At 56.7% G+C, this 22,557-nt stretch carries 17 protein-coding genes; 7 read left to right on the top strand and 10 right to left on the bottom strand.

Features of this window, described 5'->3' with window-relative positions:
* Nucleotides 1–3 precede the first annotated feature (3 nt).
* The 3 genes from pdhA to ACXAH0_RS22940 all read right to left on the bottom strand — a co-directional run bounded on the left by pdhA (nt 4) and on the right by ACXAH0_RS22940 (nt 1,960).
* The gene (pdhA, locus tag ACXAH0_RS22950) at nt 4–1,053 is read right to left on the bottom strand and encodes a pyruvate dehydrogenase (acetyl-transferring) E1 component subunit alpha (RefSeq protein WP_475185440.1); all 1,050 of its coding nucleotides are present in this window, start codon (nt 1,051–1,053) and stop codon (nt 4–6) included.
* Between the two features lie 169 nt (nt 1,054–1,222).
* Nucleotides 1,223–1,570, bottom strand: coding sequence for an FtsB family cell division protein (locus ACXAH0_RS22945; protein WP_475185438.1), 348 nt, complete (start codon nt 1,568–1,570; stop codon nt 1,223–1,225).
* A gap of 225 nt (nt 1,571–1,795) precedes the next feature.
* A complete protein-coding gene (locus tag ACXAH0_RS22940) occupies nt 1,796–1,960 on the bottom strand; it encodes a hypothetical protein (RefSeq protein ID WP_475195356.1) in 165 nt (54 codons plus the stop codon).
* Here ACXAH0_RS22940 and ACXAH0_RS22935 point away from each other — a divergent pair.
* Entirely contained in the window at nt 1,959–2,726 is a 768-nt protein-coding gene (locus ACXAH0_RS22935; RefSeq protein WP_475195354.1) for a hypothetical protein, read from the top strand. The genes ACXAH0_RS22940 and ACXAH0_RS22935 overlap by 2 nt on opposite strands.
* Here the strand turns inward: ACXAH0_RS22935 and mfd are convergent.
* Nucleotides 2,641–6,126, bottom strand: a complete 3,486-nt coding sequence (gene mfd / locus ACXAH0_RS22930; protein WP_475185431.1) for a transcription-repair coupling factor — start codon at nt 6,124–6,126, stop codon at nt 2,641–2,643. The genes ACXAH0_RS22935 and mfd overlap by 86 nt on opposite strands.
* Before the next feature lie 18 nt (nt 6,127–6,144).
* Nucleotides 6,145–6,462, bottom strand: a complete 318-nt coding sequence (locus ACXAH0_RS22925) for an FAD assembly factor SdhE (protein ID WP_475195351.1) — start codon at nt 6,460–6,462, stop codon at nt 6,145–6,147.
* 249 nt (nt 6,463–6,711) lie between these two features.
* Here ACXAH0_RS22925 and recG point away from each other — a divergent pair, with 249 nt between their 5' ends.
* A complete protein-coding gene (gene recG / locus ACXAH0_RS22920; RefSeq protein WP_475195348.1) occupies nt 6,712–8,814 on the top strand; it encodes an ATP-dependent DNA helicase RecG in 2,103 nt (700 codons plus the stop codon).
* A gap of 103 nt (nt 8,815–8,917) precedes the next feature.
* Here recG and ACXAH0_RS22915 read toward each other — a convergent pair whose 3' ends face one another.
* Complete coding sequence (locus ACXAH0_RS22915) at nt 8,918–9,844, bottom strand: type 2 periplasmic-binding domain-containing protein (protein WP_475195345.1); 927 nt, start codon at nt 9,842–9,844, stop codon at nt 8,918–8,920.
* A gap of 106 nt (nt 9,845–9,950) precedes the next feature.
* On the opposite strand from ACXAH0_RS22915, the gene ACXAH0_RS22910 reads away from it, so the two are divergent.
* Nucleotides 9,951–10,229 carry a transposase domain-containing protein gene (locus ACXAH0_RS22910; RefSeq protein WP_475195342.1) on the top strand — a complete coding sequence of 93 codons (279 nt, stop codon included), beginning with the start codon at nt 9,951–9,953 and terminating at the stop codon, nt 10,227–10,229.
* Between the two features lie 198 nt (nt 10,230–10,427).
* On the opposite strand, the gene ACXAH0_RS22905 is transcribed toward ACXAH0_RS22910, so the two are convergent.
* Complete coding sequence (locus tag ACXAH0_RS22905) at nt 10,428–10,874, bottom strand: response regulator (protein ID WP_475195339.1); 447 nt, start codon at nt 10,872–10,874, stop codon at nt 10,428–10,430.
* Nucleotides 10,875–11,227: 353 nt separating this feature from the next.
* Between ACXAH0_RS22905 and ACXAH0_RS22900 the strand changes: the two genes are divergently transcribed.
* Complete coding sequence (locus tag ACXAH0_RS22900) at nt 11,228–12,154, top strand: GGDEF domain-containing response regulator (RefSeq protein ID WP_475195335.1); 927 nt, start codon at nt 11,228–11,230, stop codon at nt 12,152–12,154.
* Nucleotides 12,155–12,658: 504 nt separating this feature from the next.
* On the opposite strand, the gene ACXAH0_RS22895 is transcribed toward ACXAH0_RS22900, so the two are convergent.
* Nucleotides 12,659–12,889, bottom strand: coding sequence for a hypothetical protein (locus ACXAH0_RS22895; RefSeq protein WP_475186889.1), 231 nt, complete (start codon nt 12,887–12,889; stop codon nt 12,659–12,661).
* A 121-nt stretch (nt 12,890–13,010) separates the two neighbouring features.
* Between ACXAH0_RS22895 and ACXAH0_RS22890 the strand changes: the two genes are divergently transcribed.
* The 3 genes from ACXAH0_RS22890 (at nt 13,011) to ACXAH0_RS22880 (ending at nt 19,283) form a co-directional block, all read left to right on the top strand.
* Nucleotides 13,011–17,930: a chemotaxis protein CheB gene (locus ACXAH0_RS22890; protein WP_475195332.1), complete on the top strand. Its 4,920-nt coding sequence runs from the start codon at nt 13,011–13,013 to the stop codon at nt 17,928–17,930.
* Nucleotides 17,923–18,384, top strand: coding sequence for a response regulator (locus ACXAH0_RS22885; protein WP_475186885.1), 462 nt, complete (start codon nt 17,923–17,925; stop codon nt 18,382–18,384). The genes ACXAH0_RS22890 and ACXAH0_RS22885 overlap by 8 nt, the downstream gene beginning before the upstream one ends.
* Before the next feature lie 269 nt (nt 18,385–18,653).
* Complete coding sequence (locus tag ACXAH0_RS22880; RefSeq protein ID WP_475186882.1) at nt 18,654–19,283, top strand: biliverdin-producing heme oxygenase; 630 nt, start codon at nt 18,654–18,656, stop codon at nt 19,281–19,283.
* Nucleotides 19,284–19,344: 61 nt separating this feature from the next.
* Here the strand turns inward: ACXAH0_RS22880 and ACXAH0_RS22875 are convergent, their stop codons facing one another.
* Together ACXAH0_RS22875 and ACXAH0_RS22870 are read right to left on the bottom strand one after the other, a co-directional pair.
* The gene (locus ACXAH0_RS22875; protein ID WP_475195329.1) at nt 19,345–19,737 is read right to left on the bottom strand and encodes a response regulator; all 393 of its coding nucleotides are present in this window, start codon (nt 19,735–19,737) and stop codon (nt 19,345–19,347) included.
* A gap of 3 nt (nt 19,738–19,740) precedes the next feature.
* Nucleotides 19,741–22,296, bottom strand: a complete 2,556-nt coding sequence (locus tag ACXAH0_RS22870) for an HWE histidine kinase domain-containing protein (protein WP_475195327.1) — start codon at nt 22,294–22,296, stop codon at nt 19,741–19,743.
* Nucleotides 22,297–22,557: the final 261 nt, after the last annotated feature.

Genomic DNA, 22,557 nt, shown 5'->3' with positions numbered 1-22,557 from the left:
GCGTTACAGCAAGATGTCGGTATAGAGTTCAGAAACGTCCGGTTCCGGATCGTTCTGAGCAAATTCCGCAGCTTCGGCAACCTTCGCGCGCACATCCTTGTCGATGGACTTGAGGTCGTCTTCACTTGCCCAGCCGTTGTGAATCAGGCGGGAGCGCACCTGCTCGATCGGGTCGTGCTCGGTTCGCATCTTTTGCACTTCGTCCTTGGACCGGTATTTCGCCGGGTCGGACATGGAGTGACCGCGATAGCGGTAGGTGATCATCTCCAGAATGTAAGGACCCTTGCCTTCGCGGCACCAGGACAGTGCCTTGTCGGAGGCGGCCTTAACGGCGCGCACATCCATACCGTCCACCTGCTCGCCCGGAATTCCGAAGGACGCGCCGCGCTGGGAAAGATCCGTCGTCGCCGACGCCCGGCTGACGCTGGTGCCCATGCCGTATTTGTTGTTCTCGATCACATAGACAACAGGCAGCTTCCATAGCTCCGCCATATTGAAGCTCTCATAGACCTGGCCCTGGTTGGACGCACCGTCGCCGAAAAACGCCATCGCAACGTTGCCGTTTTCGCGATACTTGTTAGCGAAACCCAGCCCGGTTCCCAGCGAGACCTGGGCCCCCACGATGCCATGGCCACCATAGAAATGCTTCTCCTTGGAGAACATGTGCATGGAGCCACCCTTGCCCTTTGACAGGCCGCCCCGGCGCCCGGTCAACTCGGCCATGACAGCACCCGGATCAAGATCCATTGCCAGCATGTGACCATGGTCGCGGTAGCCGGTGATCATCTGATCGCCGTCCTTCTTGGCCATCTGCATACCGACCACGACAGCTTCCTGCCCGATATACAAATGACAAAATCCGCCGATGAGGCCCATGCCGTATAATTGCCCGGCTTTTTCCTCAAATCGGCGGATCAGAAGCATTTCGCGGTAAGCGTGAAGTTCTTCATCCTTGTCGAACTCTGCGATCGCAGGTTGCGCCTTGCTGGCGGAACCGCGGGTCCGGCTTGTGCTCTTCGAGCTAGCGGCATTGGTCTTTGATGCTGTGGCCATAACCCTCAATCTCGGCGTGACGTTTCCCCTAAGACAGGTAGGTGCAACTTATCCTGTTGCTCCTGTCAATCCAATCTGTCGTTTTTGGCGGATGAGATCAAGTTATCTTATTGAATAGACGAGATTTTTAGACACTTAACTTGAATTATGTTAAATTTGGAAAATCAACTTACTTTAAGTTCATACTATAATGATGGCCAGGGCGAAGCACCACGAGCTCGTCCGTATGAACCAGATTGAGATTGAGGCGGGCCCGTTCATCCAGCATATCCGGATCCAGGCTTTCGGGGCGCAGAAGACTGACCCGGGCAACGAGATCCTTGCGCTCAGCAGAAAGAACAGCCAGTTCTGATTCCAGTTCTGACACTTGGCTTTCGATCATCGCCCGACCGACTAGGCCAAGCTCTCCGCTCATGGCGTGGAACCCGAAATAACCAAGGGCTGCAATGGCAATTGCAGGTGTAACAAGACGGCGCAGAAAAGACTGTTTTCTCTGACGTGTGGCAGCTCGGGGCACTCTATCGGACCTTAACGCTATACTCTGGTCTCTTTGTTCCAGCACTATGCGCCGTTAGGTTTAATAGAGTCTTGAGATGACGGCTCAAATCCAACCCAAAATGCGGGAAGCCGGAGACCGGGGACCGCCTCCTTTGCCGGAGCGCCATCGGAAACCGGACCGGGCAAACTTGAGCTCAAAGGAGCAGATCCTGCCCGGGGTGCCATAGGCAGGGTATCTGCCGGTCTAAGACTCCAGCGCCACAATCTGGGCCGGTTTCTGGGCAAACAACGCTGAGGAACCCGGTTCATGTCCTTCTTTCGGTCTTTCAGGCACATGCGCCTCGAAAGCTGAAAGCCCCTCGCTGCGCTTGATTGATTTCATTGACAACTTTTCAAGGAAGAAAAACATGCGTTTAGCTGCTCACCTGTCCGGTATCGTGTTTGGGGCAATGGTCTCAGCTGGGATCACGCTGGCAGTGCTCGACAAACACGTGTTCTCCCGGCTGTTCCCGGACACTTCTGTCGAGGTTCCCGTTTTGCCGCCGCAGATCGTCCTACAGGAGGACTGGCAGGTATCTGACGCAGAAAATACAGTACTGCTGTCATATTGGGCGCCGCTCCTTGCATTCCTGCGGGAGGATTTTCCCAAAGCAACAGTAACGTTTGCCCTGAGGCGGCCGGAAAAGTCAGTCGGCGGCTATCCGCACCTTGGCAGGAGCGGCTTGATGGAAGACCTCGACAAGGCTGCAAAGGCGGGGGGCTGGGTTGACGTCGGCAAATACACCTTCAACTCAGGTATCTATCTCATGAGGGGCTACGAGCAGTCGGGACATGTCTTTGCCGTCCTAGCATTTCAAGACGGGTTCCAGAGGGAAACCAACGCAATCCGGCTGACCCTTTCAAGCCCGGCAAGAAACCCATTCGATGTGATCCCGTTGATCATCTTCACCGATGTCAGCTTTGAAGACGGTCGCGCTCCCTGGATCGACCCGGCGGCTCCGGTACTGACCCTTGAGAACCAGACACCCGTCTGGAACCCCAAACCGGAGACAATCTGTTCACTACCCCCCGCTGAACGGACCAAAGATCCTAAGCCGCCGCCAGCCGCACCAGTTTGGTCAGAACAGTTGCCGTGCCCTTCAGCCTGGCTTCGGTCCGCTCCCAGTCGCGGCTGAGCACAACCTTCTGGTCCGGCCGGATCTTGGCCAGAACACCCTGCTCGGCGATATAACCGACAAGGCCGGCCGGGTTGGAGAACTCGCTGTTGCGGAAGCTGATCACCATGCCCTTCGGCCCCGCATCCACCTTCTCCACATTGGCCTTGCGGCACAGCCCCTTGATGTAGACGATCTTCAAGAGATGCTGGACCTCGTCGGGCAGCGGACCGAACCGGTCGATCAGTTCTGCACCAAAGGCATCAATCTCCTCGGCCTCCGTCACGTCCCCGAGGCGCCGATAGAGCTGGAGCCGCAATTGCAGGTCCGCGACATAGTCATCCGGGATCAGCACCGGCGTGCCGATATTGATTTGCGGTGACCACTGCTCCTCGCCGGTCTCGGCGCCGCCATCCTTCAACTGGGCCACCGCTTCTTCCAGCATCTGCTGATAAAGCTCGAACCCGACCTCCTTGATATGGCCGGACTGTTCCTCGCCCAGCAGATTTCCGGCCCCGCGAATGTCGAGATCATGACTCGCCAGCTGGAACCCGGCGCCGAGTGTTTCAAGGGATTGCAGCACCTTCAAGCGCCGTTCAGCCGTGGTGGTCAGCGTCTTGTTGGCCGGAACCGTAAAGAGTGCATAGGCACGGGTCTTGGACCGGCCCACCCGGCCGCGCAGCTGATAGAGCTGTGCAAGGCCGAACATATCCGCACGGTGCACGATCAGCGTGTTGGCCGTTGGAATGTCCAGCCCGGATTCCACAATGGTGGTGGACAGAAGGACGTTGTACTTGCCCTCATAAAAGGCATTCATCACGTCCTCCAATTCACCCGGAGGCATCTGACCATGGGCAACGGCCACTTTGAGTTCCGGCACCTGCTCTTCCAGAAATGCCTGGCGCTCGGCCAGATCCGACAGACGCGGACAGACATAAAAGCTCTGCCCACCCCGGTAATGCTCCCGCAGCAAGGCTTCGCGCACCACCAGCGGATCAAAGGGCGAGACGAATGTGCGCACCGCCAGCCGGTCCACCGGCGGCGTGGCAATCAGCGAAAGTTCCCGCACGCCGGTCAAGGCAAGCTGGAGCGTGCGGGGAATGGGGGTTGCCGACAGGGTCAGTACATGAACGTCCGACTTCAGCTCTTTCAGCCGTTCCTTGTGTTTCACCCCGAAATGCTGCTCCTCGTCGATAATCAAAAGCCCCAGATCCCGGAAGCTGATCGATTTGCCCAGCAGCGCATGGGTACCGACCACAATGTCGACCGACCCGTCAGCAACCCCTTTTTTGGTCTGGGTCAGCTGCTTTGCTGGCACGAGCCGGGACGCATGGGCCACGTTGATCGGCAGGCCGTGAAACCGTTCCGAAAAGGTCTTGAAATGCTGGCGGGCCAGCAAGGTGGTGGGCACAACAACGGCCACCTGCCGTCCGGACATGGCAGCAATGAAGGCCGCTCGCAGCGCCACTTCCGTCTTGCCAAAGCCAACATCGCCGCAAACCAGCCGGTCCATGGGCCGCCCGGAAGACAGATCCTCGAAGACGGAATCAATCGCGGTCAGCTGGTCATCGGTTTCCTCATAAGGAAAACGGGTTGCAAATTCGTCATAGACCCCGTCCGGGGTCTCCACCACCGGCGCGGTTTTAAGCGCCCGGGCCGCTGCGGTCTTGATAAGGCCGTCGGCGATTTCCAGAATGCGCTTCTTGAGTTTGGCCTTGCGCGCCTGCCAGGCACCGCCGCCCAGCTTGTCCAGCTGGGCCTCCTGGTCTTCCGAGCCGTAGCGAGACAAAAGCTCAATGTTTTCAACAGGAAGATACAGCTTGTCGCTGCCCGCATATTGCAGTTCAAGGCAATCATGCGGTGCCCCCACAGCCTCAATGGTCTTCAGACCGATAAAGCGGCCAATGCCGTGATCCACATGGACAACCAGATCGCCTTCAGAAAGACCTGTGGCCTCGGTAATGACATTCGCGCCCTTGGCCTTGCGCCGGGACTTGCGCACCAGCCGGTCGCCCAGAATGTCCTGTTCGCCGATGAACGCAACATCCTTCAGTTCGAACCCGTGCTCAATGCCGAGCACACAGAGCGCAGAGGTTCTGGCAGACAGGCCTTCCACGTCCTTGAGCGTGGCAACCTCCTGAACGGAGCCAAGTCCATGGTCGCCCAGTATCTGTCCCAGCCGGTCCCGTGAGCCTTCTGACCAGCAGGCGATGACCGTGCGTTTGCCCTGCCCTTGCAGATCGCGCACATGGGAGGTCAAGGCATCGAAAATATTGACGTCTCCCGCGGCCCGTTCCGCAGCAAAGCTCCGTCCCTGGCGCCCGCCAAGTTCGACGACTGTCTTTCCCGAGCCTGGTGGCGGCGTAAACGGATCGAGCGCAGCGCTTGCCCTATCGGCAATCATCCCGGTCCATTCCCGCTCTGTCAGATAGAGGCTATCCGGTTCGATCGGCATATAGGGAACCGTTCCGGAACTGGCGCCCATGTCGCGGGCATCCTGACGGGCCTTGTAATGTTCACCGATCTGCTCGGTCCGCTCGCGCACCGCGTCGGCCATGCTGGTGTCGAGCACGATCGGAGTGTCCCCGATATAGTCAAACAGGGTCTCCAGACGGTCATGAAACAGGGGCAGCCAATGTTCCATACCCGCATAGCGGCGGCCGTCGCTGATCGACTGGTAGAGCACATCCTCCCGGCTGGCGGCGCCAAAACCGGCCAGATAGGACCGGCGGAACCGCGAGATGGCCTCGTCCGAGAGAACCACTTCGCTCATCGGCACCAGATCCAGCCTCTTGAGCTGTTTGGATGTGCGCTGGGTCTCGGCATTGAATGAGCGGATCGATTCCAGCGTGTCACCAAAAAAATCCAGCCGGACAGGCTCCTCAGTTCCGGGCGCGAACAGGTCGACAATGCCGCCGCGCACCGCAAACTCCCCGGTCTCACGCACGGTCGGTGTGCGGGAAAATCCATTCATTTCCAGCCAGTTGGCAATCGCAGTCATATCAATCTGATTGCCAGGCGCCATGGCGAAAGTCTGTTCGGCCATGAAACTGCATTCCGGCAAGCGCTGCACGGCAGCATTCAGCGTGGTCAAGAGAACCGTCTTGCCGGGGCCGGACACGCCGCGTGCCAATTGGCCGAGAGCCATCAGGCGCCGCGCGCTGATTGCCGGGTTCGGTGACACCCGGTCATAGGGCAGACAGTCCCAGGCCGGCAGCTGAAGGATATTCGCCTCAGGTTCAAAGAAACCGAGCGCTTCGCTGATCATGGCCATGCGGGTGGCATCGCGCGCCACAAAAACAAGCGCCAGCCCGTCCGCCTTGCTTTCCGCCAGAAGCCGCGCCAGCGCATAGCTTTCAGCGCCATCGGGCACCCCGGCCACAGTTACATTGGCCAGGTCCTTGAGCAGCCTGTCAAACACCAAGATAAGTCCTTGTTCTTATTGCGTGATCCCGGCGGGGCCGGCCGTTTCGTGATAAGCGATGATCCGGCGGTAAAGCGGGCCGTCCCACTCCACGGGCAAAGGTTTGCGGCCTGTCATCCAGGCATAAAGGTCCTGGTCATGGGCGGTGAGCAGATGCTCCAGCTCGCGCAGCTCCTCTTCTGTCAGAGTATCGATCTGCGCGTTTGCAAAGCCCCCCAGCAGAAGGTCCATCTCTTTCATGCCCCGGTGCCAGCAGCGGAACAGGATCCTCTTTACCCTGGGCGGCCGGGCGCTTCTCGGGTCATCACTTGGTTTGCCGGTCGTATCGGACATCGTCAGCCTATTTTCAAAGATGCGCCGGAAGGATCTGGAGAGCACAGTCTCTTAACAGGGCCACCGGTCCGGAAAAATCGTGACGGTTATATAACGCCAGCAAGCTGGCTTGTCAGGGCCTTGTCGAAAATTGGTTCAGATATTTGTTCACTTATTGTTCTCCTTATTGCGTGCGTCTTCCACTTCATGCAAGAACAGAGATGAGGCGCTGAAGCCGCGCCGCCTGAAAGAGCCTGTCAGTTATACAAGATGCGCCCACCCGTTCTTGATCCGCTATTTGCCCCCGTCTCGACCCTTCCGGGCATCGGGCCGAAAATCGCCAAACTGGTCTCCGCCCTTGTCGGCGGCCAGCCGGACCGGGATGCAACAGTTGCCGATCTTTTGTTTCATGTGCCCCACAGCCTGATCGACCGGCGCCACAGGCCGGGTATCGCCTATTCGGAAAATGGTGACATCGTCACCCTGGACGTAACAGTCGGCCAGCATCATGCCCCGCCGCGCCACTCAAAAGCGCCCTACCGGATCAGCGCGCATGACGATACGGGCCAGATTACTTTTGTCTTCTTTCATCCACGCCGGGACTGGCTGGAAAAAACCTTCCCGGAAGGGGAGCGGCGGATCGTATCCGGCAAGGTGGAGTGGTTCAATGAACGGCCGCAGATGGTCCACCCGGACTATTCCCTGAAACCGGAAGAAGCGGCAGACATGCCGGCCATCGAACCGGTCTATCCGCTGACGGCAGGCCTTGCCTCCAAAACCCTGCAAAAGGCCATGCGCGCTGCGCTGGACCGCGTGCCCGTTTTGCCCGAATGGTTGAACGAGGCCTATCTGCACCAAACCGGCTGGCCGGATTTCAACGACGCCCTGCGCACGCTCCACGAACCCAAGGACCGCCAGGACACCGAGCCGCAATCCCCCTATCTGCAGCGCCTTGCCTATGATGAATTGCTGGCCAGTCAGCTTGCCCTTGCGCTTGTGCGGGCCAACATGCGCACGCTCGGCGGCATCGCCCGCACACCCGAAGGCAAGCTGCAACAGGCCGTCATCAACGCCCTGCCCTTTCAACTCACCGGCAGCCAATCCAAGGCGATTGAAGAGATCAACGGGGATCTCGCCGAACCGACGCGCATGTTGCGGCTGCTTCAGGGGGATGTCGGCGCCGGGAAAACCGTGGTCGCCCTCGCCGCCCTTGCCCAGGTAATTGAAACCGGCGCACAAGGCGCTCTGATGGCCCCGACTGAAATTCTGGCCCGCCAGCATTTTGCGTCGATGGAAGCGATTTGCAGCCGGACCGGGATCCGGCTGGCGCTCATGACCGGCAAGGACAGCCAGAAAACGCGGCGGCTATTGCAGGAAAAACTGGATCAGGGCGAGATCGATCTTGTGGTTGGCACTCATGCCCTGTTTCAAGGCTCTGTCTCTTTCAAGGACCTGGGGCTGGTCGTTGTGGACGAGCAGCACAGATTCGGGGTGCATCAGCGCCTCGCTTTGTCCGGCAAGGGAGAAGGCGTTGACGTGCTGGTGATGACGGCAACCCCGATCCCGCGCACACTGGTGCTCACCTGTTTCGGCGATATGGATGTCTCGCGCCTGACCGGAAAACCGGCCGGACGCAAACCGGTCAAAACCGTTTCCGTGTCCCTCGACCGGCTGGACGAAATCATCTCGCGGGTGGGCGCCGCCATTCAGGACGGGCAAAAAGTCTATTGGGTGTGCCCACTCGTGGAGGAATCGGAAAAAATCGACCTTGCCGCCGTGGAAGACCGGCACCGGGTTCTGGAACATGCCCTGGGCCGGCGCATTTCCCTGGTGCATGGACGTATGAGCGCAGAGGAAAAAGACGCGGCCATGGCTGCGTTCAAAGGCGGAGACACGAAGGTTCTGGTCGCGACCACCGTGATTGAAGTGGGCGTTGACATTCCGGATGCTACCATCATCGTCATCGAACATGCAGAACGGTTTGGTCTCGCCCAGCTCCACCAGCTCAGGGGCCGCGTCGGCCGGGGGGACAAACCGTCCTCCTGCGTCCTTCTTTACAAGGGGCCGCTTGGAGAAACGGCGGGCGCACGGCTGAACATCATGCGGGAAACCAATGACGGCTTTCTGATTGCCGAGGAAGATCTGAAACTGCGCGGCGGCGGCGAAATCCTCGGCACCCGCCAATCGGGAACGCCCGGGTTCCGCATCGCCCGGGCAGAGGACCATGCCGACCTTATGGAAGTGGCCAGGGACGACGCCAGACTGATCCTGGAAACCGACCCGGATCTTGAGACAGACCGGGGTAAAGCCTTGCGCTGCCTGCTCTATCTCTTCGGGCGGGATGCCGCGATACGATTGCTCCGGGCAGGCTGACGAATGCCCGGCCCAACAAATCACCCTCCATTGCTGGAAAGCTTGAATCAAACCCAAAATCCAATGTCACATCACATTTGATTCAGTGCATAAAGGTTCCGCTTTACGACGGCGGCTGGGCTGCGGGGTCTAGCCAGTATTCTGGCGTTTCCAAAGGCGTATCTGGAGTAAGAGCCGGATTTGGTATTTGAAATATCTTCCGTTTATGGAGACCGGCTTTTTTCAGATCATCTGCAAAGTACTTGTAGAAAATTTCGTCAAAAGAACCATCTTGCATCATTTTGCGCAGACCATCTTCAAATCTTTTTGCCAGATCCGGACGTTTGGGCGAGACGAATATGTAGGTCGGTGTTGGGATATACAGGGCGATATGTGTATCTATAACGACATCCGGGAATTCATTTCGAATCTGTTCGTGCTCGAAAAAAATCTCGTCAATTCCGCGGCCAAAAGTTGTAAACCGGCCCACCTCAAGCATCTTGAAAAGATTTTCTTTGCTATCGCCATTTATGACGACAAATCCCGCTTGCTCCATCGGCAATCGAGTGGACCATTGTGTCCCGGACCCAGTAGGAAGTTTTTTAAAGTCCTGAATTGAATTAATCTTTTTTAGGGTCTCCTGATCACGCTGCCTTATGAAAAAGAGACGGTACCCCTGCAATCCCTTCCTTAGTGGGATCCGTATCGTGATCAGATTTTCTTCCCATTTCGGGCTGGTTGCCATCGCAGAGTATTCAATAAGCTCGCCCTCAATCAAAGCCGCCAATTTTCTACCACGCGACACGTCTGTTCGTTCAATGACACGGCGCTTGGCGGCATCTGGAGTATCAGTCTTAGCCAAGATGACGTCTATCAATTCGTCAATATAGCCGTTGTCCGCTTCTGAAGACGCATTGGCTTCATTATCTATAAAAAAACAAAATAAGAAGGACAATGTTATGAAAAATGAAAAAAAATATTTCATTTTAAAGTCCAAATTCTTTGGATGTTGAAGACCGGAATCTAGGGCAGATACACCTTCAATTGACAATTTCTGGCCTCCCCCCCCTGAAAGTCCGTCATATTAAGACTAAGCTGTTTCCAATTGATGTAAATAGACTATAGAACGCTTTTGAGCCGGATCTAAAAGTGGTTAAGTGAAATCAAAAGGTTGTGATTCAATGATCATGGGCTCAGAAGGCGGCGGCAAATCTGCGGCTATCGCCTATACCCTGATCGAAACCGCAAAACTTAACAACACCGACCCGCAAGCTTGGCTGACCTGGGTTCTGGCGCAAATCGCCGTCCACAAGATCAACCGCATCAACGCCTCATGCAATGGTGTTCCGCTGCAAAAGCAGCGGAACAGAGCGCGTCGCACCATGAAGACCGGATTCACCGGACGGACACGAAGCGAAGCCAGTTTGCGAAGATGAATGAAGTTATTGAGCCGGCCGGAGAATTTCAGGCTTATGGCAACAAGCGCGTCGTCGTAGATACGGGGCCGGTGTTCTGCTTGATGTCGGTTCCGGTCAAATGGTGCAGACTTAGCAAACGATACTCTAGTGTGGTGGACTTGAATACGCCTCATTTGTGCAGCGCGCGCCGGAGCGGATAAAATTCCAAAAACGACACTAGTGGCTGCGGGCACCGCCGATTAAAATGTCCGGGTTGGGCTTGCGCGCCAAGTCCAGCCAGAACTTGGAGAATGCATCAGCAAAGCGGGCCATTTCGTCTGGAGACGACGGTTTGGTGATATGGGCATTGGCACCGGATTTATAAGAAAGATACACACTTTCCTCCAGATCCAGTGACGTCAGAATAATCACCGGCAAATGGCCGAGACGCGGGTTCAGGCGGATCAGCTTCAGCACCTCATAGCCGTCTTTTTGCGGCATATTTACATCCAGCAGAATGATGCATTGGGCATCCTCATGCTCAGACTGCCGCTCATAGCTGAACAGACCGAAATAATCGAACAGATCATAGCCGTTTTCGAAATGCAGGAATTCGACGTCCCCGCCCACTTTCAGCGCTCTCTGGATCACCAGCGCGTCGTGCGGGTCATCGTCAACCATCATAATTTTCAACTTCTGATTCATGGTGGTTCCGGCCTAGCTTGGTCCAGCACGTCGTTTCGACAGCATGAACACCCTTCTCTTTATACATACACAAAAAACTATAAAAACAAGCGAAACCAGCAAATAGATAGAATCATTTTACAACAAATATAAATAAGAGTGATTTATGTATTAAATAACAATGTTCTTATTGATATATGATTTCGGATCAAGAAATAATTCCCTAGGATTTCAACCGGGAATTGGTCTTTTCTGTGTATTTTTTCTCCTGATGCGTTGAATAATTCCGCAGGGGAAGACTCTATTAACAAAAGCCCGATAATGAAAACTGACGAGTAAAGGTGAACTGCGTCATGTCCCAAGTTGACATTCTTTTGGTGGACGATGACAGGGAGGAAAGCTTCCTGGTGGACCGGCTGTTGCGCCGGGATGGCGCCGGGCGGTTTTCCCTGGAAACGGCGTCCTCCAGACGGGAAATGATGCAGCAGCTCGCTATGCGGCGCTATGACGCCATCCTGCTGGACCTTCATTTGAGAGACGCTGCCGGTCTTCCGCTGATCAAAACCTGCCTTAGCAGCTGTCCTGGCGTGCCGGTTGTGGTACGCACCGGCAGTTTCGCATCGGAGGCCGCCCGGGCCGCACTCCATCTCGGTGTTCAGGATTTCATCTCCAAGGACCAGCCTTCCGGCGAGTTGCTCACCCGTACCATTTTGCATGCGATCGAGCGCAAGAAGGTGGAAAACGAGACCACCAATCTTGCCTACACCGATCCTTTGACGGGCCTTGGAAACCGGCGCCTGCTTGATCAGACCTGGCAGGAGCTCCAGAAAAGCAAACGCACGCCAAACCGTTCCGTCCGGTTGCATTTTTTCGACATTAACGGCCTGAAAGCGGTGAATGATACTCAAGGCCACCATGCGGGGGATCTGTTGATCAGCACCATCGCAAACCGCTTGCGTGAGATTTTCGGATCACAGACGGCTCTCTTCCGGATTGGCGGTGATGAATTCTGCGCGGTCACTGAGGCCGCCGACACGGACCCCTCCGCCATGGCGGCAGTCATCCGGGCTGAAAGCCTGCTCGACTTTCAAGTCGGTCTGCCCATTTCGGACCTTGGGGGATATCAGCCCTCTATCGCCTGCGGCCTGCAGGTGTTCCGCATCGGCGCGCTTCCAAAACTGGAAGAAGCGCTGAAGGTGGCGGATATGGATATGTATGCGGATAAGGAGCGCAAGAAGTCGGACCTGTCCGGTGATCTTCCCCGGCACACAGCCTCCTGATCCAAGCCTCCCCTTGACCCAGGGAGGGCTCCAGGTCATCAGCCTCATACCACCCTCAATAGCTAGGAACCGATCTGACCGTTTTTGGGGACTGTTCGGCAAGGAGCAGGTTGCAGGGCGATATGGTTTATCGTTCAAAACCTGGAACGCAGCTGAACAGACCTCAAACACGGCCCCGGTGGCCTGCTCCGGCCCGCCGGACTGCGTTGCGCCGCTTGAACGGCCATAAAGGCCGTCCTGCGCAACGCGCCTTGCCGGCCAATCCGGACCAGCGCCATCAGATGGGTTTCTATCTATTCAGGTTGGTATGAGACCGGAGCACTCCTGGCGAAAGCGCTCACATCGCCAGCATGCTTCCTTCGCCGCCAGCCAGAATGACTCGCCTCATAACTGTATTTTCACAATTCTTTGATCACCGGCGGGCAGCAGCCCCCAGATAAAAACGCGGGCCGTTCCGCCCGCGTTCCAATCTGCCGTTCACACCGTTCAAAAAAGATCAGAGCCTCACGCAGACTTGCGTTTAACCGCCTTAAACTGGGTAATATAGCCGTGCGCCATCATGCGGATTTCCGCCGCCGCCTGCCGGTCTACCGTCGACTTCCCCCGTACTTCCTGGCTGATCTCCCCCAACTGCCGCGTCTTTTGCACAAGATCGGAAACCGTGGCCAGTTTCTCGATCCGTTTCTGAAAATCAATGAAAGTCTGAGGGCGCCTGGCGCTGCGGCTATCGGACATTCAGTTGCACCTTTTGTCTTTTTCAATCCTGCGCAGTATTGCGATTCTTCGTTAAGTGACATTACGATACGTAAATTAAATTAAGAACGCGCTAAAGACCTGCAGCTGGACCACATTCAAGATGTCAACACATTTGGACCAAGACGTTACGGAGGACGATGTCCGCATTGTCGCAATTGGCGCCAGCGCTGGCGGCCTCGATCCTCTGGAGCAGTTTTTCGAGGCCATGCCGGCCACCAGCGGCGTCGCCTTTGTGGTGATTCAGCACTTGGCTCCTGATTTCCGCAGCATGATGAACGAGCTGCTGGCCCGGCACTCAACCATGCCGATTCACAAGGTGGAAGATGGCATGGAGGTGGAGGCCAACACGATCTATCTCAATCCGCCGCGCCATGACATGCGGGTGGAAAACGGCAAGTTCATTCTCTTGCCGGCAAGCCAGGTCGGCGCGCTCAATCTGCCGATCAATGCGTTTTTCACCTCCCTGGCCCAGCAATTCGGCGGGCACGCCATTGGTATCGTTCTGTCCGGCACCGGATCAGACGGCAGCGAGGGGTGTCTGGCGATCAAGTCTGCCGGAGGCGGCGTGTTTGTCCAGGAGCCTTCGACAGCCAAGTTCGACAGCATGCCCCTGGGTGTCATCAACCAGGACATTGCCGATGCGGTCGCCGACCCCCAAACTCTGGCCCATTATCTGGTAGACTATTTGAACGGGGATAGCCCACGGGCGCTGCGCGGCATCCACAAGATCCGGATGACGGACCCCTTTGCGATGATCTTCCACATCCTGAGGGAACGCTACGGCGCAGATTTCAGCTACTACAAACGGGCGACCATCGAGCGTCGGATCAAGCGCCGCTGCAATGCGCACAGCGTCGACGACCTGATGACCTATATCGACTTGCTCTCTGTCGATCCGAACGAGGTCTCTGCTCTCTACAACGACCTGCTGATTGATGTAACGGAATTTTTCCGGGATCAGGAAGCCTTTGACCTCGTTAGCGAAAGGGCAATCGGCCAACTCGTTGCAAAGATGTCGGCAGAAACACCGCTCAGGATCTGGGTGCCCGGCTGTTCGACCGGGGAAGAAGCCTATTCCATTGCCATTCTGGTGGCAGAACATGCCCGCAAGAACACGATCCCGCTCAATCTGAAAGTCCTGGCAACGGATCTGCACGCCCGCTCTCTGGATGCGGCCGGGTCTGGCGTCTATGACGCCTCTGCGGTGAAGAATGTCGACCCGGACATCGTCAAACGCTATTTCGAGGCGGACGGAAACTACTATCAGATCAAGGGGTTTATCCGGAAGCTCGTTGTGTTCAGCCAGCACAACATCATCAAGGACCCGCCATTTACCAAGATTGACCTTGTCAGTTGCCGTAACCTACTGATTTATCTTAATGATCTAGCCCAACAAAAAGCCCTGGCCCTGTTTCACTTTGCGCTTTGCAAGGACGGTTTCCTGTTTCTGGGCCCAAGTGAAACCGTCGGCAAACTGGACTCCGAATTCCGAACGATCGACCAGCGCTGGCGCCTGTTTCAAAAGATCCGCGATGTCCGGCTGGTGGACAGTACAACACTTCTGATCCGCAACGGCCTGACGAATCCGGACAACATGCCCGGCTCGGATGGCCGGCCTCAGTATGGCATTCCGGCCAATCGCACGGAAACCCGCCGGGCTTACAATGACGCCTTGAAGGAAATGCTCACCCGCTACGCCCCTGCCGGGTTCCTGCTTAGTGTCGAAGGAGAACTCAGCCACATATTCGGCGATGCCAACCGTCTGTTGAAGCTGGAGCCGGGCAGTTTCAACCGGAGGATCACCGAGCTGCTGCCTCAGCATCTCAGAGTATTGGTCGCTTCTGGCCTTGAGAGGATGAAAGCCACCAGTTTCACTCCGTTCCGCCGCTCCATGCCGATCGAAACGGAGGCCGGCAAAGTCACCTATTCCGTCAGACTTGAGGGACTGCCGGATGCGGATGGTCAAGTGGAATTTCTGCTACTGACCATAGAAGAGACCCAAGAACTGATCCAGGAGCCTGGCGGAGCGGCCCCGGATATTGAAATCACTCCGTCAGAGACCTCCCTCTTTCTTGAGGCGCGTGTCCAGGAACTGGAACGGGATCTCCAGTCAACGGAAGAGAGCCTTCAAACTACGATTGAAGAGCTGGAAACCAGCAACGAAGAACTGCAGGCCACAAACGAAGAACTGATGGCCTCCAATGAAGAGCTGCAAAGCACCAATGAAGAGCTGCACTCGGTTAACGAAGAGCTCTATACGGTCAGTGCCGAACATCAGCGCAAGATCGAGGAACTGGTTGAACTGACCAGCGACATGGACCATTTGCTCAAGGCCACGGACATCGGCACAGTGTTTTTGGGCAGCGATCTGGAGATCCGGCGTTTCACCCCTGCCGCAACCCGGACCTTCAACCTGATCCCCCAGGACATCGGACGGCCCATCTCCCATGTCACGGCAAAGTTCAACGCAGACGGCTTTCTCACCTGGGCCCGCTCGGACCGGGATCTCTTTGAAGACTACAATGAATACATCGTCGTGGAGGACAGGCACTACCTGTTCAGGGTCCTGCCCTATCTTAACGAGGCCGAAGCCTCACAAGGCATGGTGATTACGATTGTCGACATTGACCTGCTGAAACGGGCCGAAAGCGAAATCGAGACGATGGCCAGCCGCTATGACCAGGTGCTGACTGACATTCCTCAGGTGGTCATGTGCTGGCGGGCCTCCGATGGCCAGATCACCTATGCCAATGAGCACTTTTCCCGTCTGGCGGGCTTCGACCGCAAGGTTCTGCTGGGCGAACATGTCTCACGGCTGGGTGACTGGCCCGGCAATCCGGTTCGGATCGACATCAAGAAAGTCGAAAATCTCCAGCCCGGTCAGACCTGCCTGTTCCACTCGCAATACCTGGAGACCGGCGGGCAAGAAACCTGGTGGGATATCACGTGCCGCGCGCTGGGATCAGGCCATGCCGACACCCTGGAATATATGGCCACGGCAACAGACGTGACCGGGCGCGTGAGCCAGGAGCAAGCCCTCAAGGCGCTGAGTTCAATTGACATCAAAACACTGAGAAGCACTGAGGATTTGGCGGACAAGGTTTTGACAATTGGATCTGAATATTTCGGCCTGAGATGTGCGTATTTCGCCCGTATTTCCGAAGATCAGCACTCCATCAGCCATTACAGCTACGCCAATGAGGCGGCACAGAAAATCATAGAAGCAAAGGAAAGGGATCTGAAATCGACGCCTTGCTCGGAAGTTGTGGCAAAAGATGCTGTTGTCGCGTTTTCCTCCCCAGAGGAAGCCTCTTCCGGCAAGCGCTATTTGATTGACGGCCAACCGGTACATGCTTTCATCGGTGGCCCCGTTCATCTCAACGCCCACCTTGTCGGGGTCCTCAGTTTCCTGGATTTCAATCACGACCGGGTAAAACCGTTTTCCGACATCGAAAAGGACTTCATGCAACTTCTGGTGCGCTGGTTCGAATTAATGGCAGAGCATGTCGAGCAATCCCAAAAACTGCGCAAGAACGAACGTGAATTGAAACTGATCTTCGACAATGTGCCGTCGCGGATCTGGTACAAGGACGACAAGAACCGCATTTTGCGCATCAATGAAACGGCGGCCAGATCCATGGGACTGACTGTTGAAGAGGCCGAAGGGGCCGAAACCCAGGACCTGTTTCCGGAAATGGCCGAGAAATACCATGCGGATGATCTTGAGGTCATCAATTCCGGCAAGGCCAAATACGGCATCATCGAGAAATTCACGCCCCGGGGCGGCACGCATGGCTGGAGTTCAACCGACAAGATCCCCTATACGTTCAACGAGGACGATGAACGGGCGGTGCTCGTCGTATCGACCGACGTTACAGATCTGAAAGAACGGGAGATCGAGCTGGCCCGGGTGAACACAGAACTGGACCTGCAAAAGCGCTCCTATGAGGACCTTTACAAACGCACTCCCGTCATGATGCATTCGATCGACAATGAGGGAAACATCGTTGAAGTCAGCGATACGTGGCTTGAGAAGCTTGGCTATGACCGCGAGGAGGTCATCGGCCACCAAAGCACCTTGTTTCTAACCGAAGCCTCGCAAAAACATGCTAAAGACAACATCATTTCCGACTTCTGGGAAAAGGGCTATTGCACCAATGTGCAGTATCAGTTTATCCGAAAGGATGGGTCGCTGATCGATGTGGAACTCTCCGGCATCATTGACAGAAAACAGGGTCAGCCGGAGCGGACCCTGGCGGTTCTGGTGGATGTGACCGACCGGAATGAGGCGTTTGTTGCCCTTGAAAAGGCAAATTCCGACTTGGCCTATGCCAATGACGGGCTAAAGAAATTCGCCTATATCGCCTCCCACGACCTTCAGGAGCCCTTGCGCAAGATCCAGCAATTTGGCGACATGCTGTTCACTGAATATGGGGACAAGCTGGAGGGCGACGCCAGCTTCTACATGGATGTCATGCAGAATGCCGCCTCCAGAATGCGCCGTCTGATCCGGGATCTTCTGTCCTTCTCCAAAGCCTCCAATGCGGAAATTCAACGCGAAGAGCTGCCCTTGTCGCAAATTGCGAAACGGGCCGTTGCCGATCTGGATGAGCGTATCCGGGAAGCGGGCGCCAAAATTACCATCGAAAAACTCCCATCCGTGCGCGGCGATGAAGCCATGACCCTTCAACTCATGACCAACCTTTTGTCCAATGCCGTAAAATATCACAAATCCGGTGAAAAACCTGCTATTGTGGTATCTCCCTTGAGCAATGGAGCAGGGGCCGGGTTCTGCGTGACCGACAACGGCCTTGGTATTCCGCAAGAGGACCAGGCCAGAATTTTCGATGCCTTCTCAAGGCTCCACACGCAAAGCGAAGTGGATGGATCGGGGATTGGTCTGGCAATCTGCCAAACGGTGTGTGACCGGCAGGGCTGGTCCATTTCCGTGGACAGCTGCGAAGGGGAAGGTACTAGGTTCAAGGTCATATGTGCTGACAACGAGGCTGCCCGTGAGTGAAGACATCGCCTATGTTGCCATGGTGGATGACGATCCGATTGACGCTTTTGCTGTCAGGAAGGCGCTTGCGCGAACCAAGCGCCGGGTAAAGTTTGACCATTTTGACAGCGGCGACAGCTTCCTCACGTTCCTGGACTCCCTTCAAGCCCCCGGACGCGAGCCCGGAGACTGCCCGGATATTGTGCTTCTGGACGTTAACATGCCCCGAATGGACGGGTATGAGCTGTTGCAACAGCTCAGGTCCCACAACGACACCGCCGCCCTGCCCGTGATCATGCTGACCACATCGGAAGCCAGCGAGCATGTGACACGCTCTTATGCCTGCGGAGCCAATTCCCACATCGTCAAGCCCAGCACGGTGGCGGACATGAACCGGATGGCCGATACCCTTATTGACTATTGGATCGATCTGGTCCGGCGGCCGGACAGCATCACACTTAAAGATCCGAACTAATACCAGGCGCAAGTGATCATGAGTTCTCTGATGACCCAATCGCGTTTAACGGCCAGGCACATCGCGCGGGCCGGTCCGGCTGACCGGGCAAGCGGTGCGACGATGTCCGTTGGGTGGAATTGGCTCACCGGAGGCTGCGCTTGGAGGGACTTCGAACGAGATCGCATGTCTTGCACGCCCCCCCGTATCGGCCTGCGACGCGCTCCTGGCCGAAGAGCCTCCAGGCGCGGTCAAATAGATCATCATCAATTGCGCCTGGCATCCCCCCAGTGAACTGCCCCCTGACCAGCTTGCGCCACCATCTGCGGCAGGCAACCAGCCAAGCGCATACCGATGCGGAACGCGCCGTGGAAGCGCTCGCCCCCTTCTCCAGCGAAACGGCTTATCACCGGTTTCTGAGCGCGCTTTTGATGCTGCATGAGACTGGTCTGGCCGCCGCAAGCAGCTTGAACATGGCAGAGCTGCTGGCCATGGAACAAGAGGCCGTTGCCCTGCTGCGGACAGATCTTGAGAAGAGGCCCAAGAAACAGCCCCTTGAGTTCCAGGCCGCCAGTCACAGCGGCACGGCATTCACGCCATTTGAAGGCGCTGGCGAAATCACAGGCACGCTCCGGCTCTCCTGCCCGCCTCCCTGCGATGCCGGTGCCTGGGGCAAGCTCTATGTCTGCCGGGGATCCGCCCTTGGAGGGGCTGTCCTGTCGTCCAGAGCCGCGCAGTTGAAAATCCGCAACAGCAGGATTGGAAACGGGTATTTGACGTCCTGCGCCCGGACGGGCGGCACAAACTGGCGCCGGTTCTGCACCTTGCTGGAGACAGCCCAACCCGATCCCGGAACGGCAGAGGCTGGAGCGCTGGACATGTTCGGGACTTTCGGCATGGTTTTGCGAACAAAGGGATAGGCCGGACGCGCTCGCCTGGAAAGGCTTGACTCAAGCAGACTATGCCCGGAGCCACAAAACGTCAGCCCCAGCCTGTCAGCGCATCAGCGGCCAAAACCAGTTCCGCCGCCGGAAACGGCTTCAGGAGCGTCTGCTGGGCCCCAAGGCGCGCCGCCTGCTGCAGGAAGAAGCTACTTTGCAGTTCTCCCCCCCCCGGATCAGGAGCCCCTGTCACTGCAATCACAGGCGGCGCCTTGCGTCCCATCGCGCAGAGCTTGCCGATCAGTGACAGCCCGCCTTTTTCTGTGTTCGTGAACAGGTCCGTGATGACAATGTCGTAAAGGCTATTGTTCAACGCTTCGATGGCCTCTTCTCCAGAATAGGTCAGTTGCACCTTGTAGCCGTTGCGCTCCAGCGCATCCTGCCAATCCAGCGCCAGGCTGACATTATCTTCCATGATCAGGACAGTTTTCATAGATCACTTCTTGTAGAGATGAATGATTTGATTTGACAAGTTACCCGGATCGACCGGCTTTGTCATAACCAGTGCGTTTCCAAGATCCTTCGGGATCTTGTGATCTGACCCGTAGCCGGTCGCAAACAGGAACGGAATGCCTTCCGCGCGCAGGCGGCGGGCAATTTCATAGCTGGTATCAGTGCGCAAGGTTATGTCCAAAATGGCCAGATCCGGCGCCTCAATGTCCAGATACCGTTCTGCTTCCTGGATATTGGAACTCAGCTTGATCTCGCTCACACCCATTTTTTCCAGCGTATCGGCCAAGTCCATGGCAACCACCATACTGTCTTCCAACACCAGCACTTTCTTGGGAACAATTGCGGCCCTCTGCCTCTTCTGTGGCATGGCCAAAAGGGGCAGATCCTCTTCACCGAGCTCAGAAACCGCCTGCTCGGGAAACCAGAACGTTGCCAGCAACCCGTCATCTTTGAACGACAACCTGGCATCCCCATCCATTTCGTAAGGGATCGCCCGTTCGATCAGGCCCAGGCCAAACCCGACGCGGTTGGGCGCCGTCGTGGGCGGCCCCCCCTCCTCTTTCCACTCAACCTCCACCCCGCCCCGGTCTGCTCGGAAAGAAACCAGGATTTTGCCGTCACTGACGGACAAGGCGCCATATTTGGCTGAATTGGTGGTGAGTTCATGGATGACAAGAGCCAGCATAGGCGCCAGATCCGCCCGAATCGCAAAAGAATCGCCATTGAAATACAATCTTGGGTTGCCGGATGTCTGGAATGGCTTGATTTCCGTGCGGAACAAATCATAGAGATTGATGCCTGTTGCAATCCGGTTGGTGGCCAGGTCATGCGCGGCGCCGAGCGCGGCAATCCGTTCCTCCAGGGCTTTGGCATATGATTCCAGGGAACTGGCCGATTCCTGTGCGCGGCGGGAAATCGAGCGGATCAGCGCCAGAATGTTACGGACCCGATGGTTGAGTTCAGCAATATAGATATTCCGCTGCCGCTCCACCTTCTGCCCCAGATGCCGGTGCAACGCATCATCCAATTGAGACAGGGTCTCCTGAGCGGACAGAGCCGCCTCTACGTCCATCTCTTCCCAGGGCCGGCAGCGCCCTGCGGCCGATTGCACATAGGCAGCAAAAGTTCCGCGTGGCCGCAGGCGTGGGCCGGTCTCGGTATCGTCAACAGTCTTGTCCGGCTGGCCGGCCCAGGTAACCGAGCGGGCTACCTCATCCCGGAACACCAGCAAACAGGACGCCCCTTGCGACCCGATCTTGAGCGCAATGCCGCCCGCACTTGCCCCAAGCGGTCCGGCGAGATCCGGTAGCCGGTCCTTGAAACTGACGCAGACCACATGGGCTGCATCGCTGCCGCCAAACAGAGCGGAACTCAGCTCTTGAACCGTCTCTGCGGGCGGAGTGCTGCCATAAAGCTGAACATTCCCGGATTCCATAAAAGCCAGGCCATCGGCCCCCGTCACCTTACAGTAGGCATCAGCGCTTTCCTTCACCAGCCCCGCCAGCTCGTTCACCTGGCCACTCGCCGCCAGCATCCGTTTCTGCAGCGTGACCGAGATGGCGCGCGAGGCGCTGCGGGCCGCTGCCACGCGCTGTTCCATCTGCTGGCAGAAGAACTGGGCAAAGATCTCCGACGAGTTTCTCAAGGCCGCGCTGATCAGGCGCGGCTTGCGATGGTGAAAGGCGATGAGGCCCCAGAGCCTGCCCTGGACTGTGATTGACAGGGTCATGGAGCCAGCCACCCCCATATTTGAAAGATATTCAATATGGATCTTTGAGGTGCCGCGCAGGGCTGCCAGTGTCATATCCAACGGTGGCAGGGTTTCACTTGTGCCGCGCAGCCAAACCGGCTCTGATCTGACATCCGCGATCACCCGGAGCGGCAACTTCGCCATAATGGCCCGGGCCTGCTGCGGAATGTCCCAGCTTGGAAAGCGCAGGCCCAGAAAGGGCTCCAGCCCCGGCGTATGGTCTTCCGCCAGAACCTCGCCATCGCCAGTGCTGTCAAAGCGGTAGACCATCACCCGGTCGAATCCGGTGATGGAGCGCAAGGCGGTCGCGGTCGCTTTCAGGAAGCTGTCCAGTTCCTCGGTCTGCTGCAAGCGGGCGAGCAGGGCCCAGATTGTCCGCAGGTTTTCGGACACAGCCCCATCCTCCCGGTCGTAATCCAGCGCTTCAAGCTCGATGACCGGAAACCCGTCTGCATTGACGTGAACCCAGCAATCAAAGTTGGCATGTCCCACCTGAACCGTGCCCACATTGCCGCGGATACTTCTGCTGGTTGAAACCGACAGCGCATTGTGGATGTCATGGAGTGCGGTGTCGGAAAACAGCTGCCCGGGCCGTTTTCCAAGAATGTCCTGCAGTGGGAGGCTCAGAAAAGCTTCCGCGTTTTCACTGCACCACTGAAAAGTGCTCAGGCTCTTGTCCGTAGCCAAGAGAACGCCAAAGGGCTGCACATGCCCTGGAATATGCACCGGCTCCCGGTCGCAATTTTCCAGCGACAGCTTTTCCTGATCCAAAGAAGCGTTCTCTGCCATGCCGAACCCGTCCTCCCCGCACATCGAATGCAGGCGCCAATCACACAACCTTTTCGAGAACCTCGTCAAGGCACCTTGTTCATAAAGTGGCACGAAGATCATGAAAAGAAAGATATTTCAGAAAATTTACGATAGGGCACTTATTTCGGTTGGACCTGTCACGGTTTGTTTCCGCCCCGAGTTCTCATTTAAGCGGCCCTGGCTTCGAATGCCAATGGGCTTTTCCATGCCAAAGCCGAGTGCCTTCTGCGCGGATTGTAG

It is taken from the genome of Roseibium sp. AWQ4_290, assembly GCF_056160985.1.
Note: the sequence above shows the minus strand (reverse complement) of the source record. Positions and strands in the feature narration are given on the sequence as shown.